This is a genomic window from Methylobacterium terricola (genome assembly GCF_006151805.1).
In the GTDB taxonomy this organism is placed as follows: domain Bacteria; phylum Pseudomonadota; class Alphaproteobacteria; order Rhizobiales; family Beijerinckiaceae; genus Methylobacterium; species Methylobacterium terricola.
Map to the genome: position 1 here is coordinate 532,485 of NZ_VDDA01000004.1, position 17,419 is coordinate 549,903.

General features: G+C 71.0%; 10 protein-coding genes. 3 read left to right on the forward strand and 7 right to left on the reverse strand.

The genetic code is table 11. From position 1 onward, the window contains the following. Nucleotides 1-2: 2 nt before the first annotated feature. The 4 genes from FF100_RS12965 to FF100_RS12980 all read right to left on the reverse strand — a co-directional run bounded on the left by FF100_RS12965 (nt 3) and on the right by FF100_RS12980 (nt 4,284). The gene (locus tag FF100_RS12965) at nt 3-1,004 is read right to left on the reverse strand and encodes a chlorophyllide a reductase iron protein subunit X (protein ID WP_139036084.1); all 1,002 of its coding nucleotides are present in this window, start codon (nt 1,002-1,004) and stop codon (nt 3-5) included. Then, nucleotides 1,001-1,936, reverse strand: coding sequence for a chlorophyll synthesis pathway protein BchC (gene bchC / locus FF100_RS12970; RefSeq protein ID WP_139036085.1), 936 nt, complete (start codon nt 1,934-1,936; stop codon nt 1,001-1,003). The genes FF100_RS12965 and bchC overlap by 4 nt, the downstream gene beginning before the upstream one ends. 115 nt (nt 1,937-2,051) lie before the next feature. After that, nucleotides 2,052-3,203: a methyltransferase gene (locus FF100_RS12975; protein WP_139036086.1), complete on the reverse strand. Its 1,152-nt coding sequence runs from the start codon at nt 3,201-3,203 to the stop codon at nt 2,052-2,054. A 208-nt stretch (nt 3,204-3,411) separates the two neighbouring features. Beyond that, nucleotides 3,412-4,284 carry a polyprenyl synthetase family protein gene (locus tag FF100_RS12980; protein ID WP_139036087.1) on the reverse strand — a complete coding sequence of 291 codons (873 nt, stop codon included), beginning with the start codon at nt 4,282-4,284 and terminating at the stop codon, nt 3,412-3,414. Nucleotides 4,285-4,368: 84 nt separating this feature from the next. Here FF100_RS12980 and crtD point away from each other — a divergent pair, with 84 nt between their 5' ends. The 3 genes from crtD to FF100_RS12995 are packed head-to-tail and all read left to right on the forward strand — an operon-like array spanning nt 4,369 to nt 7,332. Then, nucleotides 4,369-5,850, forward strand: a complete 1,482-nt coding sequence (crtD, locus tag FF100_RS12985; RefSeq protein ID WP_139036088.1) for a 1-hydroxycarotenoid 3,4-desaturase CrtD — start codon at nt 4,369-4,371, stop codon at nt 5,848-5,850. Then, a complete protein-coding gene (locus FF100_RS12990) occupies nt 5,847-6,746 on the forward strand; it encodes a carotenoid 1,2-hydratase (protein ID WP_139036089.1) in 900 nt (299 codons plus the stop codon). The genes crtD and FF100_RS12990 overlap by 4 nt, the downstream gene beginning before the upstream one ends. A gap of 58 nt (nt 6,747-6,804) precedes the next feature. Beyond that, nucleotides 6,805-7,332: a phosphate-starvation-inducible PsiE family protein gene (locus FF100_RS12995; protein ID WP_246102054.1), complete on the forward strand. Its 528-nt coding sequence runs from the start codon at nt 6,805-6,807 to the stop codon at nt 7,330-7,332. A gap of 777 nt (nt 7,333-8,109) precedes the next feature. Here the strand turns inward: FF100_RS12995 and FF100_RS13000 are convergent. From FF100_RS13000 to FF100_RS13010, 3 genes are all read right to left on the reverse strand, one after another. Further along, the gene (locus FF100_RS13000) at nt 8,110-9,183 is read right to left on the reverse strand and encodes an alpha/beta fold hydrolase (protein WP_139036090.1); all 1,074 of its coding nucleotides are present in this window, start codon (nt 9,181-9,183) and stop codon (nt 8,110-8,112) included. 132 nt (nt 9,184-9,315) lie between these two features. Further along, nucleotides 9,316-11,364: a response regulator gene (locus tag FF100_RS13005; RefSeq protein ID WP_139036204.1), complete on the reverse strand. Its 2,049-nt coding sequence runs from the start codon at nt 11,362-11,364 to the stop codon at nt 9,316-9,318. Between the two features lie 26 nt (nt 11,365-11,390). Beyond that, nucleotides 11,391-17,204 (reverse strand): HAMP domain-containing protein, encoded by a 5,814-nt coding sequence (locus tag FF100_RS13010; RefSeq protein WP_246102056.1) that lies wholly within the window; start codon nt 17,202-17,204, stop codon nt 11,391-11,393. Between the last annotated feature and the right edge of the window lie 215 nt (nt 17,205-17,419).

Consider the following 17,419-nt stretch of genomic DNA (forward strand, 5'->3'; position numbering starts at 1 on the left):
GGTCAGACCGCCTCGTAGACGACTTCGAGGGAGGGCCGGCGCTCGACCGCACGGCCACGCATATCCGCGTCGCTCGCCGGATCGAGCACCACGCCGCGCCCGACCGCCTCGCCCTTGAACAGGCCGAGCAGCGCGTCCTGGGAGAGCGGCGCCGGCCGGTGCGGCAGGGCGCCGGCGACGTTCTCGGCGAGTTCGGCGAAGAGCGGGCCCCAGCGCCCGTCCGGCCGGCCGATGATCTCGTAATTGGCGCTCTTCCTGCGGATGTCGTCGTCGGCCGGGATCGAGGCGAGGACCGGGATGCCGGCGGCCTCGGCGAAGGCTTGCGCCTCGCCGGTGCCGTCGTCCTTGTTGATGACGAGGCCACCGACGCCGACATTGCCGCCGAGCTTGCGGAAATACTCCACCGCCGAGCAGACGTTGTTGGCGACGTAGAGCGATTGCAGGTCGTTCGAGCCGACGACGATGACCTTCTGGCACATGTCGCGGGCGATCGGCAGGCCGAAGCCGCCGCAGACCACGTCGCCGAGGAAGTCGAGCAGGACGTAGTCGAAGCCCCATTCGTGGAAGCCGAGTTTCTCCAGCAGCTCGAAGCCGTGGATGATGCCGCGCCCGCCGCAGCCGCGGCCGACCTCCGGCCCGCCGAGCTCCATCGCGAACACCCCGTCGCGCTTGAAGCAGACGTCGCCGATCGCCACCGCCTCGCCGGCGAGCTTGCGCTTCGTCGAGGTCTCGATGATCGTCGGGCAGGCCCGGCCGCCGAACAGCAGCGAGGTCGTGTCGCTCTTCGGGTCGCAGCCGATCAGCAGCACCCGCTTGCCCTGCTGCGCCAGCATGTAGGACAGGTTGGCGAGGGTGAAGCTCTTGCCGATGCCGCCCTTGCCGTAGATCGCGATGATCTGGGTCTCGCGGGTCGCCGCCGTCGGGACAGGGTCCGCGGGAATCGCGGCCTCGGCCCGCAGGAGCGTGGCCTGCCGGAGAGCGGCGCCGTTCAGCGAAGCGTTCATGGCTGGGCTCTCCAATCGAGGATCATCTTGAGGCAGGCGGGATCGCTGAAGGCGGTGCGGTAGGCGGTCGACGCCTCTGCCGCCGGGCGGCGATGGGTGACGAGGCCGTCGAGGGACAGGGCGCCGCTGCCGGCGAGCGCCGCCACGGCGTCGAGGTCGCCGGGCTGCCACTGCGCCGCGACGCGGATCCGCGCCTCGCGCAGGAAGGCCGGCGGGAAGGCGAAGGCGAGCGGCGCCGCGTAGAAGCCGGCCAGCACCACCTCGCCGCCGGGCGCGAGCCGGGCGATCAGGGTATCGAGGAGGCCGGCATCGCCGCTCGCGTCGATGATGCGGGCGTAGGTCGTGTCGTCCTCTCCCGGATCGATCACCCTGTAGCCCGCTTCCCCTCCGCGTCGGGCGGGGTCGCGCTCCCACACGATGGGATCGAGACCGTCGATCCGCGCCAAGCGCGCCAGCAGCCGCCCGAGGACGCCGTGCCCGACGATGAGCTGGCGCCCCTGGCACCCGCTCCCGGCCAGCGCGTGGTGAGCCGTGGCGGCGAGCGCCAGCAGGACGCCGCGCTCGTGCAGGGCCTCGGGGATCGGCCGCAGCCGGTGGCCGGCGGAGACGAGGTGCGAGGCGGCGCCGCCGAACAGCCCGCGGACCGGACCGAAGCAGCGGGCGCCCGGCACGAACACCGTTTCGCCGACGCGGCGGCCGGATTCGGGGCCGGCCTCGACCACCCGGCCGACGGATTCGTAGCCCGGCACCAGCGGGTAGCCCATGCCGGGGAAATCCGGCATCCGGCCCGACCACAGCAGGCGTTCGGTGCCGGTGCTGATGCCGCTCCACGCGACCTCGACGGTCGCGTCGGCGGGACCGGGTGCGTCGAGAGCGAGTTCGGCGAGGCCGAGCCGTTCGGGACGGTCGAGGATCACGGCCTGCGCGTGCATGCGGTACGGCCTCCCGCCTGATGCGGATGAGTGCCGCTCGAAGCGGCAATCGTCATATTAGATGGACATCAATGTGCGTCAAGTTTGCTTTACACATTCGACGATGCGCAGCCGGTCACGGGGCCGTGGCGGCGAGCAGGCGCACCAGCATCGGGCGGCGGGTCCGCGGCTCGCGCACCCGGGCGAAGCCGGCCTCCCGGAGCAGGCCGGCGAGCTCGGCCGCCGTCCGAGGCCGGCCGCTGCCCATGGCGAGGAGGTAGAAGCCGAAATAGGCGCCGACCGGCTCGGCGCCCGGCGTGCCGGCCATCGGCTCGGCGACGAGCAGCGTGCCGCCCGGGCGGAGCGCCGCGCGGGCCGCCTTGAGGAGGGCGAGGGCGGGTTCGTCGTCGTGATCGTGCACGACGCGCACCAGCGAGGCGACATCGGCGCCCTGCGGCAGCCCGTGGTGGAAGCTGCCGCCGAGGGTGGTGGTGCGGCCCGTCAGCCCCGCTTCGGCGAAACGGCGCGCGGCGCGGTCCGCCACCGGCGGCAGGTCGAACAGGGTGACGCGCAAATCCGGGGCGCGCCGTGCCGCCTCGATCGCGAAGGCGCCCTCACCCCCGCCGATCTCCAGGAGATGGGCGTGGCGGGTCAGCGGATAGGCATCGAGGACGTCGCCGGCCACCAGCGCCTGCGAGGCGCCCATCAGGGCGCCGTAGGGCGCGACCGCCGCCTCCTCCACCTGTGCCGGATCGTCGGTGGCCGCATAGGCCCAATAGGTGGATAGCTGCGTCGGGCCGGCCTGTCCGCGCAGCAGTGCCACGGGATCCCGCAGGTCGTCGTAGAGCATGGCGTGGTGGGCGACCATCGCGGCGACGGAGGGGTTGCCGATGAGCGCCGCGCCGAGATCGCCCAGTGCGAAGCGGCCGTCCTTGAGCGCGGTCAGGAGTCCGAGCGAGGCGGCGGCGCGCAGGAGGCACAGGGTCCGGTCGGGGGCCAGGTCGAGGCGGCGGGACAGGTCGTCCGCCGTCATCGGGCCGTCGGCGAGGAGGCGGAACAGATCGACGCGGAGGCAGGCGGCCAGCACCTGCGCGTAGACGAAGCCGGCGCAGAGATCGAACAGGGCGCGGGCGTTGGCCTGCGCCACCGGCCGGGTGAGCGGGAAGGCGGCGGCGCAACGCTGGAAGCGCGGGCTGGCGATCAGGCGGTGGCGCCAGGCGAGGAGGCGGTCGCGCCAGGCGGGCGGGGCGACGGGAGGGACCGGGAGGACGCGCGGGCCGGGCCTCATGCCCCTCCCCCCTCTACGGGGAAGGGCAGGCCCCGGGTCAGCAGGGGCCGGGAGAGGGGACGCCGCCTCCGGAGAGGTCGCGACCGGGATGACGTGTGCCTCCCTGGATCCGCGCCGCGCTGCCCCTCTCCCGCCCCGCATCCGCGGGGCACCCTCCCCCGCAGAGGGGGGAGGATTCGGCGGGTGCGAGACCTCCCGGCCATCGCCCCTACGCCACCAGGCTCTGCGCCAGCCGCTCCGGCAGGAACAGCCGCGTCTGGGCCAGGATCTCGGCGCGGAGAGCGCCCACGCCGGGACAATCGGGGATCACCTCCATCGCCTCGTGGGCGAGGTCGGAGAGGCGGCGCATGGCCCCGTCCATGCCGAGCAGCGCCGCCGCGTTGGGCCGCCCGAGGGTCACGTCGCGCCCGACCGGCTTGCCGATCTCCTCCTGACGGCAGGCGACGTCGCGCAGATCATCGGCGACCTGGTAGGCCTCGCCGAGATACTCGCCCAGCAGCCGCCAGGCCATCGGCTCGGCCCCGGCGGCGGCGGCGCCCGTCACCGTGGAGGCGGCGAAGAGCGCGCCGGTCTTGGCCTGCTGATAGACCGAGAGCCCGACCTGCGGCTCGGATTCCCAGGCCTGGCCGGCCACGATGCCGGCGGGCGACCCGACCGCCCGCGCCACCAGCCCGACCAGAGCCGCGAGCCGTGTCGGCGAGCGCGCAGCGCCGCGGGCCAGGGTCTCGAAGGCGAGCACGATCAGGGCGTCGCCGGTGAGCACCGCCAGGGGCTCGCCGAAGGCGACGTGGACGCTGGGCTTGCGCCGGCGCTCCGCCGCGTCGTCGAAGCAGGGCAGGTCGTCATGGACCAGCGAGGCGCAGTGCAGGAGCTCGATCGCCGCGGCGGCGGCGTCCGAGGCGGCGGGATCGTCGTCGCCGCAGGCGCGGGCGACGGCGAGGCAGAGGCGCGGGCGAATGCGGTGCCCGCCCGGGAACACGGCGTAGCGGATCGCCTCCGCCAGGAGCGGCGGCGCGCCGGGCGCCTCCGCGAAGGCCACGGCCACGTCCAGGGTCCGCTCGATGCGCCGACCGTCATCCATGCGCCTCTCCCCTCTCTGTCATTTCGTTTGATCATCTCAAACTGTCAACTTAGATTGACATTGTTGCGACGGGAGATCAACGGCGTGGCGCAGGAGCGGGCAGTCGTGATCGGGGCGGGGATCGGCGGGCTGGTCGCCGCGCTGACCCTCGCCGCCAAGGGCCTGGCCGTGACCCTGGTCGAGACGGCCGCCGCGCCGGGCGGCAAGATGCGCCGGGTCCAGGCCGGCCCATGCCAGGTCGAGGCGGGCCCGACGGTCTTCACCATGCGGTGGGTCTTCGACGAGATCTTCGCGGAGTGCGGCGCCGATCTCGGCGAACGGGTGGATCTCGCGCCCGCTTCGGTGCTGGCCCGCCATGCCTGGAGCGCCGCCGAGCGCCTCGACCTCTTCGCCGATCCGGCCCGCTCCGAGGCGGCGATCGCCGCGTTCGCCGGTCCGCGCGAGGCGGAGGGGTTCCGGCGCTTCCGCGCCCGGGCGGCCGAGATCTACGCGACCCTGGAGGCACCGTTCATCCGCGGCCAGCGGCCGAGCCCGGTCGATCTCGCCCTGCGGGCCGGCCCCTCGGGGCTGCCCGGGCTGATGCGCATCCAGCCCTTCACCACGCTGTGGGCCGCGCTGGCGGAGCATTTCCGCGATCCGCGGCTGCGCCAGCTCTTCGGCCGCTACGCCACCTATTGCGGCTCCTCGCCCTTCGCCGCACCGGCGACCCTGATGCTCGTGGCCCATGTCGAGATGGAGGGCGTCTGGACCGTGGCGGGCGGGCTGTCGCGGCTCGCCGCCGCGGTCGCCGACCTCGCCGAAGAGCACGGGGCCGACTTCCGGTACGGCACGGCCGCGACCGAGATCGTGGTCGCGGGCGGTCGCGTCGCCGGGGTGATGCTCGAGACCGGCGAGCACCTGCCGGCGACCCGGGTGGTCGCCAATGTCGACGCGGCGGCACTGGCCGACGGGCTGTTCGGGCGGGCGGCCGCCGCCTGCGTCGCGCGGGTGCCGGCGGGCGAGCGCTCGCTCTCGGCGGTGACCTTCGCGGTGGCGGGCCGGCCGGAGGGGTTCGACCTCGTGCGCCACAACGTCTTCTTCTCGGGCGATTACGAGGCCGAGTTCGCCGACCTCACCCGGCACGGCCGCCTGCCGCGCGACCCCACCGTCTATGTCTGCGCGCAGGACCGGCAAGACGACGGGATTCCCGCGCAGGCTCCGGAAGCCCTGCTCTGCCTCGTCAACGCGCCGGCCTCCGGCACCGCCCCGACCCATGAGGAGATCGCCCGATGCCACGACACGATGAGCCGGCGGCTCTCCGCCTGCGGCCTGACGATCTCGGAAACGGCGCGGACCACGACGACACCGGCGGAGTTCGATCGGTTGTTCCCGGCGACGGGCGGGGCGCTGTACGGCCGGGCCTCGCACGGCTGGATGGCGTCGTTCCGCCGGCCGGGGGCGCGCACGCGGCTGCCGGGCCTCTACCTCGCGGGGGGGAGCGTCCATCCGGGGCCGGGGGTGCCGATGGCGGCGCAGTCGGGCCGGCTCGCGGCCGCGAGCGTGCTGCGGGACCTCGGTTCGACGTGAGCGTCCCCTCGGGCGGCTATGCCTGGTGGTATGTCGATGGGGTGAGCGACGACGGGCAGCACGGGATCACCGTCATCGCGTTCCTCGGCAGCGTGTTCTCGCCCTACTACGCCTGGAGCCGGCACAGGGACCCGATCGACCATTCCGCCGTCAACGTCGTCCTGTACGGGCGTCCGAAGGCCTGGGCGATGACCGAGCGGCGGCGCGGCAGCGTCTCCCGCGACGCGACCACGCTGTCGATCGGCCCGAGCGCGCTGCACTGGGACGGCACGGTGCTGACGATCCGGGTCGAGGAGGTGACGACCCCCCTGCCCTCGCGGCTCTCCGGCTCGATCCGGGTGCGGCCCTCCGGGATCACGCCCGGACCCTTCACCCTCGACGCGGAGGGGCGCCACCGCTGGTGGCCGCTCGCGCCCGCGTCGCGGATCGAGGTGGCGTTCGACCGGCCGTCCCTCCGCTGGAACGGCCACGCCTATTTCGACACCAACGACGGCGACGTCCCCCTGGAGGACTCGTTCCGGAGCTGGACGTGGTCGCGCTCGACCCTGACGCACGGCGCGGCGATCCTCTACGATGTCCTGCGCCGCGACGGCAGCCGCCAGGACCTGTCGCTGCGCTTTGCCCCCGACGGCACGCCGCAACCGATCGACCCGCCGGTCCCCGCCGCCCTGCCGCCGACGCTGTGGCGCCTGCAACGGGCGACCCGCAGCGACGACGGGCGGGCCGCGATGCTGCGCCGGTTCGAGGATGCGCCGTTCTACTCGCGCTCGCTGCTCGCGGCGCGGATCTGCGGCGAGGCGGTGCAGCCGGTGCACGAGGCCCTCGACCTCGACCGGTTCAGGAACCCGCTGGTGCGGGCGATGCTGCCGTTCCGCATGCCGCGCGACCTGCGCTGAGCGCCCCGCACCGATCCGCGCTGGCCGGCCCCGATTCCCGGCCCCTTTGGAGACGACGATGGTCGAGCACGCGAAACTGGAGAAGGCCGAGAAGGAGGGCGGGCGCCTGACGCGGCTCTCCGCCTTCGTGTTCCTGCACACCGAGCACGCGATCTACGCCGCCCTCGGCGTGCTCCTGGCGCTCACCGCCGTGATGGCGCTGGTCGACGCGGCGGGAATGACCGGCAAGGCGATCCTGGCGGTCGGCGGCGCCTCGCAGCTCCTCGACGTGGTCGACCGGCTGCTGTTCCTGCTGATGCTGGTCGAGATCCTGCACACGGTGCGGGTGTCGATGCGCTCCGGCCGGCTGACCTGCGAGCCGTTCCTGATCGTCGGGCTGATCGCCTCGATCCGCCGCGTCCTGGTGCTGACGCTCCAGACCGCCGAGCAGATGCACGCCACCGACTGGAGCCCGCAGAAGGAGGCCCTGTTCCGCGCCTCGATGATCGAGCTCGGGGTCCTGGCCGGGCTGATCCTGGTGATGGTGGTGTCGATCTTCCTGCTCCACCGCGCGCGGGACACGGGCGCGCCGGCGGGCGAGGAGTGAGCGGACGGGGCGGTCGCGCAACCCCCGCCGGCCGTCGGGCATTGTCGGGGTGATGGTCCCGGGAGGTTCGTGATGGGCTTGCTGTTCTTCCTCGTCTTCGTCTGTCCCTGGATCGTGGTGGCGCTCGTGGCGAGCCGCGGCTCGTTGATGAAGCCGAAGTCGTATTGAGGCGCCCTCGGCGCAGGCGAGACCGCCACCAGGGGCGGTGCCGGAGGGACTGCGCGCGAGGTGATGGACCAGGGGGCTGCTGGCGTCCTGGTTGGCCAGGAGGGCCGAGGCGGGCACGCGGGATGAACCACAGCGCGCCCGATAGGCTGCGGCGTCGAAACCCGACCCGCCGTCGAGGTCCCGCCGCGCATTGTGGCGCCGCAGATCCGCGGAAGGTCCCGGTCGGGGCCGATCCCGGCACCGTCGCGCTTCAGGCCGCCAGCGTTGTCGAACGCGGCGTTCGGTGCGTCACGCTGGCAGCGGCGGTGCTCCAGGTCGTGCCGCAGGGGCGAGGTGCCGGCGCGCAAGGCGGGGGTGGGCCGCCTCGCCGTCGATCTCGGCTCTGGCGGCGGGCGCATCTCGGACCTCGCGATCGTCGTCGCTGCCCCGCGGCCAGGGCACCGGCGGCGACCTCGGGCACCGCCTGCGCGCGCCTGGGTTTCCCGTCACCACCATGCGCCGACCGCTCTGCAACGAGGCATGGGACCCGCCCGGATTGCCGGCATCGGCCTCGCCGCGGGCTGGTGGCGAGGCCCACACGACCCGGGCGGGCAGGCTCCGGCCGAGAACCTACATGGCGCGTCTCGGCGCGGCCTGCAGGAAGTCCTGGAGCTGCTGCTTGTAGAACCGGGCGAAGCCCGTGGTGCCGTGGCCCGAGGTCTCGGCGCTGGCCGGGATCAGGTACAGGCGCCCGTTCTTGAGACGCTTCATCTCGCGCTCCATGATCCCGGTCTCGGGCGGGTTGCGCTCGTCGTCGGCCGCGTTGATCGCCAGCACGGGCGCGTCGATCCTCTCGAGGCCCGGCGAGGGATTGTAGCCGCGCGACGAATCCCACTGGTAGATGTAGTCGTTGGCATCCGCGTTGAACGGCGCCGCCAGGCGGGCATCCACCAGCGTGTCGGCCAGCGCCCCGGTCGGCGCCTGCTTCTGCAGGGCCAGGGTGCCGCCGCTGGTCGAGAGGGCGAAGAAGACGTTGGCGACCCGCAACGAGGCCGGCTGGGTCGTGTACTCGCCATCGGCATAGGTCGGATCGCGCCGGATGGTCTCGATCAGGAGCCTGCGCGTCATCCAGTTGCGGCTCCCCATCTCGCTCGGCTGCGCCGCCATCGGGACGAGGGCATCCATGAACTCGGGATGCGTCACGCCCAGGACCCAGGCATGCATGCCTCCCATCGAGTTGCCGATGATCAGTCGGACATGCTTGAGGCCGAGGTGCTCCTTGAGCAGCCGGTACTGCGCCGCGGCCATGTCGTCGTAATTGTAGCGCGGGAACTTCGCCTTCAACCCGTCGGACGGCTTGGACGACTTGCCGTGGCCGATCGCGTCCGGAAGGACGATGTAGTACTTGCTCGCGTCGAGCGGCTGGCCGGGGCCGAACAGCTCGCCGGCGAATCCGGGCGTCAGCATGCTGGCGGCCGACCCGGTGGTGCCGTGCAGGACGACCACCGGCTCGCCCTTCGGGTCTCCGACCGTGGTGTAGTGCAGACGCAGTTCCGGCAGCACCTCGCCGGTGTGGAACCTGAAGTCCTTGACCGTCCAGTCGCCCTCACGGGGCGCCGGGTAATCTGCGGCGACCGCCGCCAGGGCGATCAACGACAGGGCCGCGGCCGCGGTCGCGGTCCGCAACAGGCTCAAGACTCGCATCTGGCTTCCTTCCACCGCACGGTCTCTTGTCGAACCGGCCGGGCCAGTATCGCGGCGGCGGCCTCACGGGGCAACAGCCCGGCGGGCGCCGGGATTGTGAGCGTCCCCGGTCGTGCCGGCCTCCGGCCGGCGTCACGCCGCCTGGATGCCGTGCAGCGACGTCCTCAGAAGCTCGACCAGCTCGTCGGTGCGGTAAGGCTTGAACAGCAGGTCGAAGTCGCTCGCATCCTGATGCTCCTGGAGGTAGCCGGAGGTCAGCAGGATCGGCATCTGCGGCCATTGCCGGCGGATGACGTGCCCGAGATCGATGCCGGTCATCGTGCCCGGCATGTTCACGTCGCTGAAGACGAGGGCGATGTCGCGCTCGCGCTCCAGGATGCGGAGCGCCTCGCTGCCGTCCTGCGCGCTGAGCACCGTGAATGCGAGCGCCTCGAGCGTCGCGACGAGGGTCGAGCGGACATCGGCGTCGTCCTCGACGACGAGAACGACCTTGCCCGCGCCGTTCACGGCCTCCGCCGCAGCGTCGGGCGCGCGCTGGTCGATACTCGCCGGCGTGATGCCGCGTCGGTCGGGGGCGGGCAGCGTGACGACGAAGCGCGTGCCCTGGCCCGGGCTGCTGTCGACCGCGATGGTCCCGCCGCTCTGCTGCACGAAGCCGTACACCATGCTGAGGCCGAGGCCCGTCCCCTTGCCGGCCTCCTTGGTGGTGAAGAACGGCTCGAACACCCGGGCGAGGATCGCAGGCGGCATGCCGGTCCCGGTATCGGCGACGGTGATGTCGACCCAGCGCGGGCTCCCGGTCCCCTCGGGAGCAGGGACGTCGCGAGCCTGGACGCGGATGCGGAGCGTGCCGCCCTCCGGCATGGCATCGCGCGCGTTGACCGCGAGGTTGATCAGGGCCGCCTCGAACTGGGCGTGATCGACGCAGATCTCCGGAAGCTCGCCGTCGAGCTCGGCCGCGATGGTGATCCGCTCGCCGAGCGTGCGCGCGAGCAGCTTGGTCAGGCCGGGGATGAAGTCGGCGAAGTCCAGGGCCCGGGGCTGCAGGGGCGAGCGCCGCGAGAAGGCGAGGAGCCGGCTGGTCAGTTCGGCGCAGCGATGCGCGCCCTCGATGGCGTTCTCGACCCGGCGCAGTGCCTTCTCGTTGTCCTGCAGCGATCCCCGCGCGAGATCGAGGTTGCCGATCACGATGCTCAGCATGTTGTTGAAGTCGTGGGCGATGCCGCCCGTCAGGCGGCCGACCGCCTCGAGCTTCGAGGCGTGCTGCAGGCTGAGTTCGAGCTCCTTGCGCTCGGTCACGTCGAACCACATCCCGAACAGCTCGGCTGCCCGGCCGTCCTCGCCGCGCTTGACGACGACCTGGTCGAGGATGTGCCGCTCCGTGCCGTCGGCGTTGCGCCAGCGATATTCGAGGGCGGCGGCGCCGGTCTCGGGCAGGTCGCGCAGGTCCCGGAGGACGCGCTCGCTATCCTCGGGATCGAGGCGGGATTCCCACAGCCCGGAAGTCGCGAAGGCGTCGCGCGAGAAGCCGGTGATGCGCTCGATGCTGTCGTTGGTGAAGGTGAGCCGCCTTTCCTCGCCCCCGACCGGGGAGGTGTAGAGCGCGATCGGCAGCCCCCGCAGGACGGCGGCCTGATGCTCCTCGCGCCGGCGCAAGGCCTGCTCGGCCTCCAGCTTCTCGCCGCGCACGCGCAGGTTCTCGAGCAGCAGCCGCTTCTCGGCCGCCGCCTTGCGCTTGATCTCCTCGGTCTTGCAGTACAGGTCGACGAAGACGTCGACCTTCGATTTCAGCACGAGGGGCTGGATCGGCTTGAAGACGTAGTCCACCGCGCCCGCGGAGTAGCCGCGGAAGATGTGCATGTCTTCCTTGTTGTGCGCGGTGAGGAACAGGATCGGGACCCGCGAGGTGCGCGGACGGCTGCGGATCAGGGCGGCGACCTCGTAGCCGTCCATGCGCGGCATCTGCACGTCGAGCAGGATGAGGGCGAACTCCTCCCGCAGGGTCCGGCGCAGGGCCTCCTCGGGCGAATCCGCCAGCACGAGATCGAGCGCCGGATCGGCGAGGATTTCGGACGCGGCGAGCAGGTTGCGCCGGTCGTCGTCGACGATCAGGATCTTGGCCCGGATCGGGAGCGGGTCCGGCGACGCGGTCGGCTTGCCGTCCTCGGCATCGTCGCCCATGGCGAGCGGGTCCTCCCAACGGCTCGTCACAGCGGCGTCTGCGCCGATGCCCGCGCGCCCTCCCCGATCACGGCCGCACCGTTCGGTCCGGCGCCACGCCGCTCCAGCTGGACCCGGAGCGCGGCGAGGAGCTGGTCGACGTCGACCGGCTTCGAGACGTAATCCGAGGCGCCGGCCTCGATGCACTTCTCGCGGTCGCCCTTCATCGCCTTCGCGGTGACGGCGATCAGCGGCAGGCGGCGGAAGGCCGGCATCGCCCGGATCGCCCGGATCGTCTCGTAGCCGTCCATCCCCGGCATCATGATGTCGATCAGCATCGCGTCGACGGTCGGGTTGGCGGTGAGGAGGGTGATGCCGTCCTGCCCGGTCTCGGCGAACAGGACCTGGAGCCCGTGCTCCTCCAGCGCGCTCGTCAGCGAGAAGATGTTGCGCAGGTCGTCGTCGACCAGGATGACCTGGCATCCGTGCAGGGTCGCGGTATCGGCGCCCGCGACGAGGACCGGGTCCTCCGGCCTCGCGCTGCCGATGGCCCGGTGCAGGAACAGGGCGGTCTCGTCGAGAAGCCGCTCGGACGAGCGCGTGTCCTTGAGGATGATCGTCGAGGCAGTGTTCCGCAGCTGCTGCTCCTCGGCCGGCGTCAGCTCCCGGCCGGTATAGACGATGATCGGCAGCTCCTCGCCGTCCTGCGAGGCGCGGATCTGCTCGATCAGCTCGGCGCCGCCGAGATCGGGCAGGCCGAGGTCGATGATCGCGCAGTCGAAGCGCCCGCCGGTCACCGCCTCCAGGGCGGCGGCGGCGGTGCCGACGGCGTAGATCTTGACGTCCTCCTCGCCGAGCAGCGCCGTGATGCTGGCGCGCTGGTTCTCGTCATCCTCGACCAGCAGCAGGGTGCGCACCGGCCGGGTGATGAACTCCTTCGACCGTTCGAGGGCGCGCATCAGGCCCTCCCGGTCGACCGGCTTCTCCAGGAAGCCGAAGGCGCCGGCGCGCAGGCCGCGCTTCTTCTCGTCGTTGACCGAGATCACGTGGATCGGGATGTGCCGGGTGCGGGGATCGTTCTTCAGGAGGTCGAGGAGCGCCCAGCCGTCCATGTCGGGCAGGCCGATATCGAGGGTGATGGCGTGCGGGGTGAAGCGGTGGGCGAGGCTCAGCGCGCCGGCGCCGTCCTGGGCGATGAGGCCCTTGAACCCGCGCTCGCGGGCGAGCTCCAGCAGCACCGAGGCGAACATCGCGTCGTCCTCGACGATGAGCACGATGTGATCGCCCGCATGGATCGCGTGGCGGTCGTCGGCCGAGGCCGACAGCGCCATCGCGGCGCTGGGCGGGCGCCCGATCGGCGCCGCGGCGCCGTTCGCCTCGGACAGGTCCGGCGTGCGGCCCGCGACCGCCGGCACCGGCGGCTCCACCGGCAGGAACAGCGTGAAGGTGCTGCCGCTGCCGAGGCGGCTCTCCACCACGATCTCGCCGCCGAGCAGGCGGGCGATCTCGCGGCTGATCGCCAGCCCGAGGCCCGTGCCGCCGTACTTGCGGCTGGTGGTCCCATCGGCCTGCTGGAACGCCTCGAAGATGATGCGCTGCTTGTCCTCGGCGATGCCGATCCCGGTGTCCGTCACGGACAGGGCCATCCACCGGCTCCCGGCGCGGAGCGGCGAGCCTTCGGCCGAGCCGATCGCCAGGGCGACGCTCCCCGTCTCGGTGAACTTGAACGCGTTGGAGAGGAGGTTGCGCAGCACCTGCTGCAGCCGCTTCGCATCCGTGCGGACGGAGCGCGGCAGGCCAGGCTGGACCTCGATCGCGAAGGCGAGGTGACGCTCCTCGGCGACCTGGCGGAAGGTCCGGTCGAGGTTGTCGACGAGGTCCTGGAGCGCGACGTCGCCGATCTCCAGCGACACCGTGCCGGATTCGATCTTCGACAGGTCGAGGATGTCGTTGATGAGCGACAGGAGGTCGGTGCCCGCCGCGTTGATGGTCTTGGCGAATTCCCGTTGCTTGTCGGTCAGGTTGCCGTCGCGGTTCTCCGACAGGAGCTTGGAGAGGATCAAGAGGCTGTTGAGCGGCGTGCGCAGCTCGTGGCTCATGTTGGCGAGGAACTGCGACTTGTAGCGCGAGGTCAGGCTCAGCTGCTCGGCCTTCTCCTCGAGCGCCGTCTTGGCGACCGAGACCTCGCGGTTCTTGCCCTCGACCTCGCGCTTCTGGATCTCGAGCAGCCGCGCCTTCTCCTCCAGTTCCTCGTTGGTCAGCTGCAGGCGCTCGCGCTGGCTCTTCAGCAGGTCCTCGGATTGCTGCAGCGACGCGGCCTGGAGCTCCAGGCGGTCGTTGGTCTTCTTCAGTTCCTCCTGCCGGCTCTGCAGCTCGCCGGTCAGCAGCTGCGACTGCTTGAGGAGGCCTTCCGTGCGCATGTTCGCCGCGATCGTGTTCAGCACGATGCCGATCGACTCGGTGAGCTGGTCGAGGAACGACTGGTGCGTCTCGCTGAACCGGTTGAACGAGGCGAGCTCGATGACCGCACGCACCTCCTGCTCGAACAGGACCGGCAGCACGATGATGTTGAGCGGCGCCGCCTCGCCGAGCGCCGAGCCGATGGTGACGTAGTCGCCCGGCACGTTGGTGAGCAGGATGCGCTTCTTCTCGTAGGCGCATTGCCCGACGAGGCCCTGGCGCAGGCGGTAGCGGTTCGAGAGGTTCTTGCGCTCGGTGAAGGCGTAGCTCGCCACGAGGTCGAGGATCGGCTCGCCGGCCTCGTCCTCGACCATGTAGAACACCCCGCGCTGGGCGTTCACCAAGGGCGCGATCTCGGACAGGATCAGGTTCGAGACGGTGGCGAGGTCGCGCTCGCCCTGCAGCATCCGGGTGAACTTGGCGAGGTTGGTCTTGAGCCAGTCCTGCTCGGCGTTCTTCAACGTCGTGTCCCGCAGGTTGCGGATCATCTCGTTGATCGTGTCCTTCAGCGCGGCGACCTCGCCGGAGGCCTCGACGGCGATCGAGCGGGCGAGATCGCCCTTGGTCACCGCGGTCGCGACCTCCGCGATGGCGCGGACCTGTGTCGTGAGGTTCGCCGCCAGCTGGTTCACGTTGTCGGTGAGGTCGCGCCACAGGCCGGCGGCACCCGGCACCCGGGCCTGGCCGCCGAGCTTGCCCTCGACGCCGACCTCGCGGGCGACGTTCGTCACCTGATCGGCGAAGGTCGCCAGCGTCTCGATCATCTCGTTGACGGTGGCGGCGAGGGCCGCGATCTCGCCCTTGGCGTCGACCGAGAGCTTGCGCTTGAGATCGCCCTGCGCCACCGCCGTCACGACGCTGGCGATGCCCCGCACCTGGCCGGTGAGGTTCGCCGCCATCATGTTGACGTTGTCGGTGAGGTCCTTCCAGGTCCCGCCGACGCCCTTCACCTGCGCCTGGCCGCCGAGCTTGCCTTCGGTGCCGACCTCGCGGGCGACGCGGGTCACTTCCGAGGCGAAGGAGTTCAGCTGGTCCACCATCGTGTTGATGGTCGATTTCAGCTCCAGGATCTCGCCGCGCACGTCGACGGTGATCTTCTTCGACAGATCGCCGTTGGCCACCGCCGTCGTCACCTCGGCGATGTTGCGCACCTGGCCGGTGAGGTTCTCGGCCATCATGTTGACGTTGTCGGTGAGGTCCTTCCAGGTCCCGCCGACGCCCTTCACCTGCGCCTGACCGCCGAGCTTGCCCTCGATGCCGACCTCGCGGGCGACGCGGGTCACCTCGCTGGCGAAGGAGTTCAGCTGGTCCACCATCGTGTTGATGGTCGATTTCAGCTCCAGGATCTCGCCCTCGACGGCAACCGTGATCTTCTTCGAGAGATCGCCGTTGGCGACCGCGGTCGTGACCTCGGCGATGTTGCGGACCTGACCGGTGAGGTTCGCCGCCATCATGTTGACGTTGTCGGTGAGACCCTTCCAGACGCCGCCGACGCCCTTCACCTGGGCCTGACCGCCGAGCTTGCCTTCGGTGCCGACCTCGCGGGCGACGCGGGTCACCTCCGAGGCGAAGGAGTTCAGCTGGTCCACCATCGTGTTGATGGTCGATTTCAGCTCCAGGATCTCGCCCTTGACGTCGACCGTGATCTTCTTCGACAGGTCGCCATTGGCGACCGCGGTCGTCACGTCGGCGATGTTGCGGACCTGACCGGTCAGGTTCGCCGCCATCAGGTTGACGTTGTTGGTGAGGTCGGCCCAGGTGCCGGCCACGCCCTCGACGCGGGCCTGCCCGCCGAGCTTGCCCTCCGAGCCGACCTCCTTGGCGACGCGGGTCACCTCGGAGGCGAAGGAGTTGAGCTGATCCACCATCGTGTTGATGGTGTTCTTCAGTTCCAGGATCTCGCCCTTGACGTCGACGGTGATCTTCTTCGACAGGTCGCCATTGGCGACCGCGGTCGTCACGTCGGCGATGTTGCGGACCTGACCGGTGAGGTTCTCCGCCATCAGGTTGACGTTGTCGGTCAGGTCGGCCCAGGTGCCGGCCACGCCCTTGACCTGCGCCTGGCCGCCGAGCTTGCCCTCGGATCCCACCTCGCGGGCGACCCGGGTCACCTCGCTGGCGAAGGAGTTGAGCTGATCCACCATCGTGTTGATGGTGTTCTTCAGTTCCAGGATCTCGCCCTTGACGTCGACGGTGATCTTCTTCGAGAGGTCGCCATTGGCGACCGCGGTCGTCACGTCGGCGATGTTGCGGACCTGACCGGTCAGGTTCGCCGCCATCAGGTTCACGTTGTTGGTGAGATCGGCCCAGGTGCCGCCGACGCCCTCGACCTGCGCCTGACCGCCGAGCTTGCCTTCGGTGCCGACCTCGCGGGCGACGCGGGTCACCTCGGAGGCGAAGGAGTTGAGCTGGTCCACCATCGTGTTGATGGTCAGCTTGAGGGCCAGGATCTCGCCCTTCACGTCGACGGTGATCTTCTTCGACAGGTCGCCGCGGGCGACGGCCGTCGTGACCTCGGCGATGTTGCGGACCTGGCCGGTCAGGTTCTCGGCCATCATGTTGACGTTGTCGGTCAGATCGGCCCAGACGCCGCCGACCCCCTTGACCTGCGCCTGCCCGCCGAGCTTGCCCTCCGTGCCGACCTCCTTGGCGACGCGGGTCACCTCGGAGGCGAAGGAGTTCAGCTGGTCCACCATCGTGTTGATGGTGTTCTTCAGTTCCAGGATCTCGCCCTTGACGTCGACGGTGATCTTCTTCGACAGATCGCCGCGGGCGACCGCCGTCGTGACCTCGGCGATGTTGCGGACCTGGCCGGTGAGGTTGGCCGCCATCAGGTTCACGTTGTCGGTGAGGTCCTTCCAGGTGCCGCCGACCCCCTTCACCTGGGCCTGCCCGCCGAGCTTGCCCTCCGAACCGACCTCGCGGGCGACGCGGGTCACCTCGCTCGCGAAGGAGTTCAGCTGGTCGACCATCGTGTTCACGACCCTTCCGATCCGCAGGAACTCGCCGCGGAGCGGGCGGCCCTCGATCTCGAGCTGCATGGTCTGGCCGAGATCGCCCTTGGCCACCGCGCCGATGACCCGCGCGACTTCGGTGGTCGGCTGGACGAGGTCGCCGATCATCGCGTTGACCGAATCGACGCACTCGACCCAGCCGCCCGTCGCCGCCGGCAGCTTGCCGCGCTCGCCGATCCGGCCGTCCTTGCCGACGGTGCGCGCCACGCGGTCGAGCTCGCGGGCGAGCCCCTGGTTCAGCTCGACGATGTCGTTGAACGCCTCGGCGATCTCGCCGTCGATGCCCGTCAGGTCGAGGGGCAGGCGAGCCGAGAAATCCCCCTTCCGGAAGGCGCGGAGGCTCTTGAGGAGAAGCTTCGGCTCGAGCTGCGAGGGCACTGGCGTCATACGGACATCCCTGCGGGGCAAAGGGCCTGCCGGCGCCGGTGGGCGACCCCGATCCGCGCACCCCGCCGACATCCGACGAGGCCTGGCACTGATCGTGGCCCTCCGACGGGCGGCGACCCGTGCTGGTAAAGGTACGCTTCGTCCTACGCAAGCTCACCTGAGGGTAATACGTGGTAATGGCGCGTCGCCAATCTCTCGCCCGAAGGCCAGCCTCC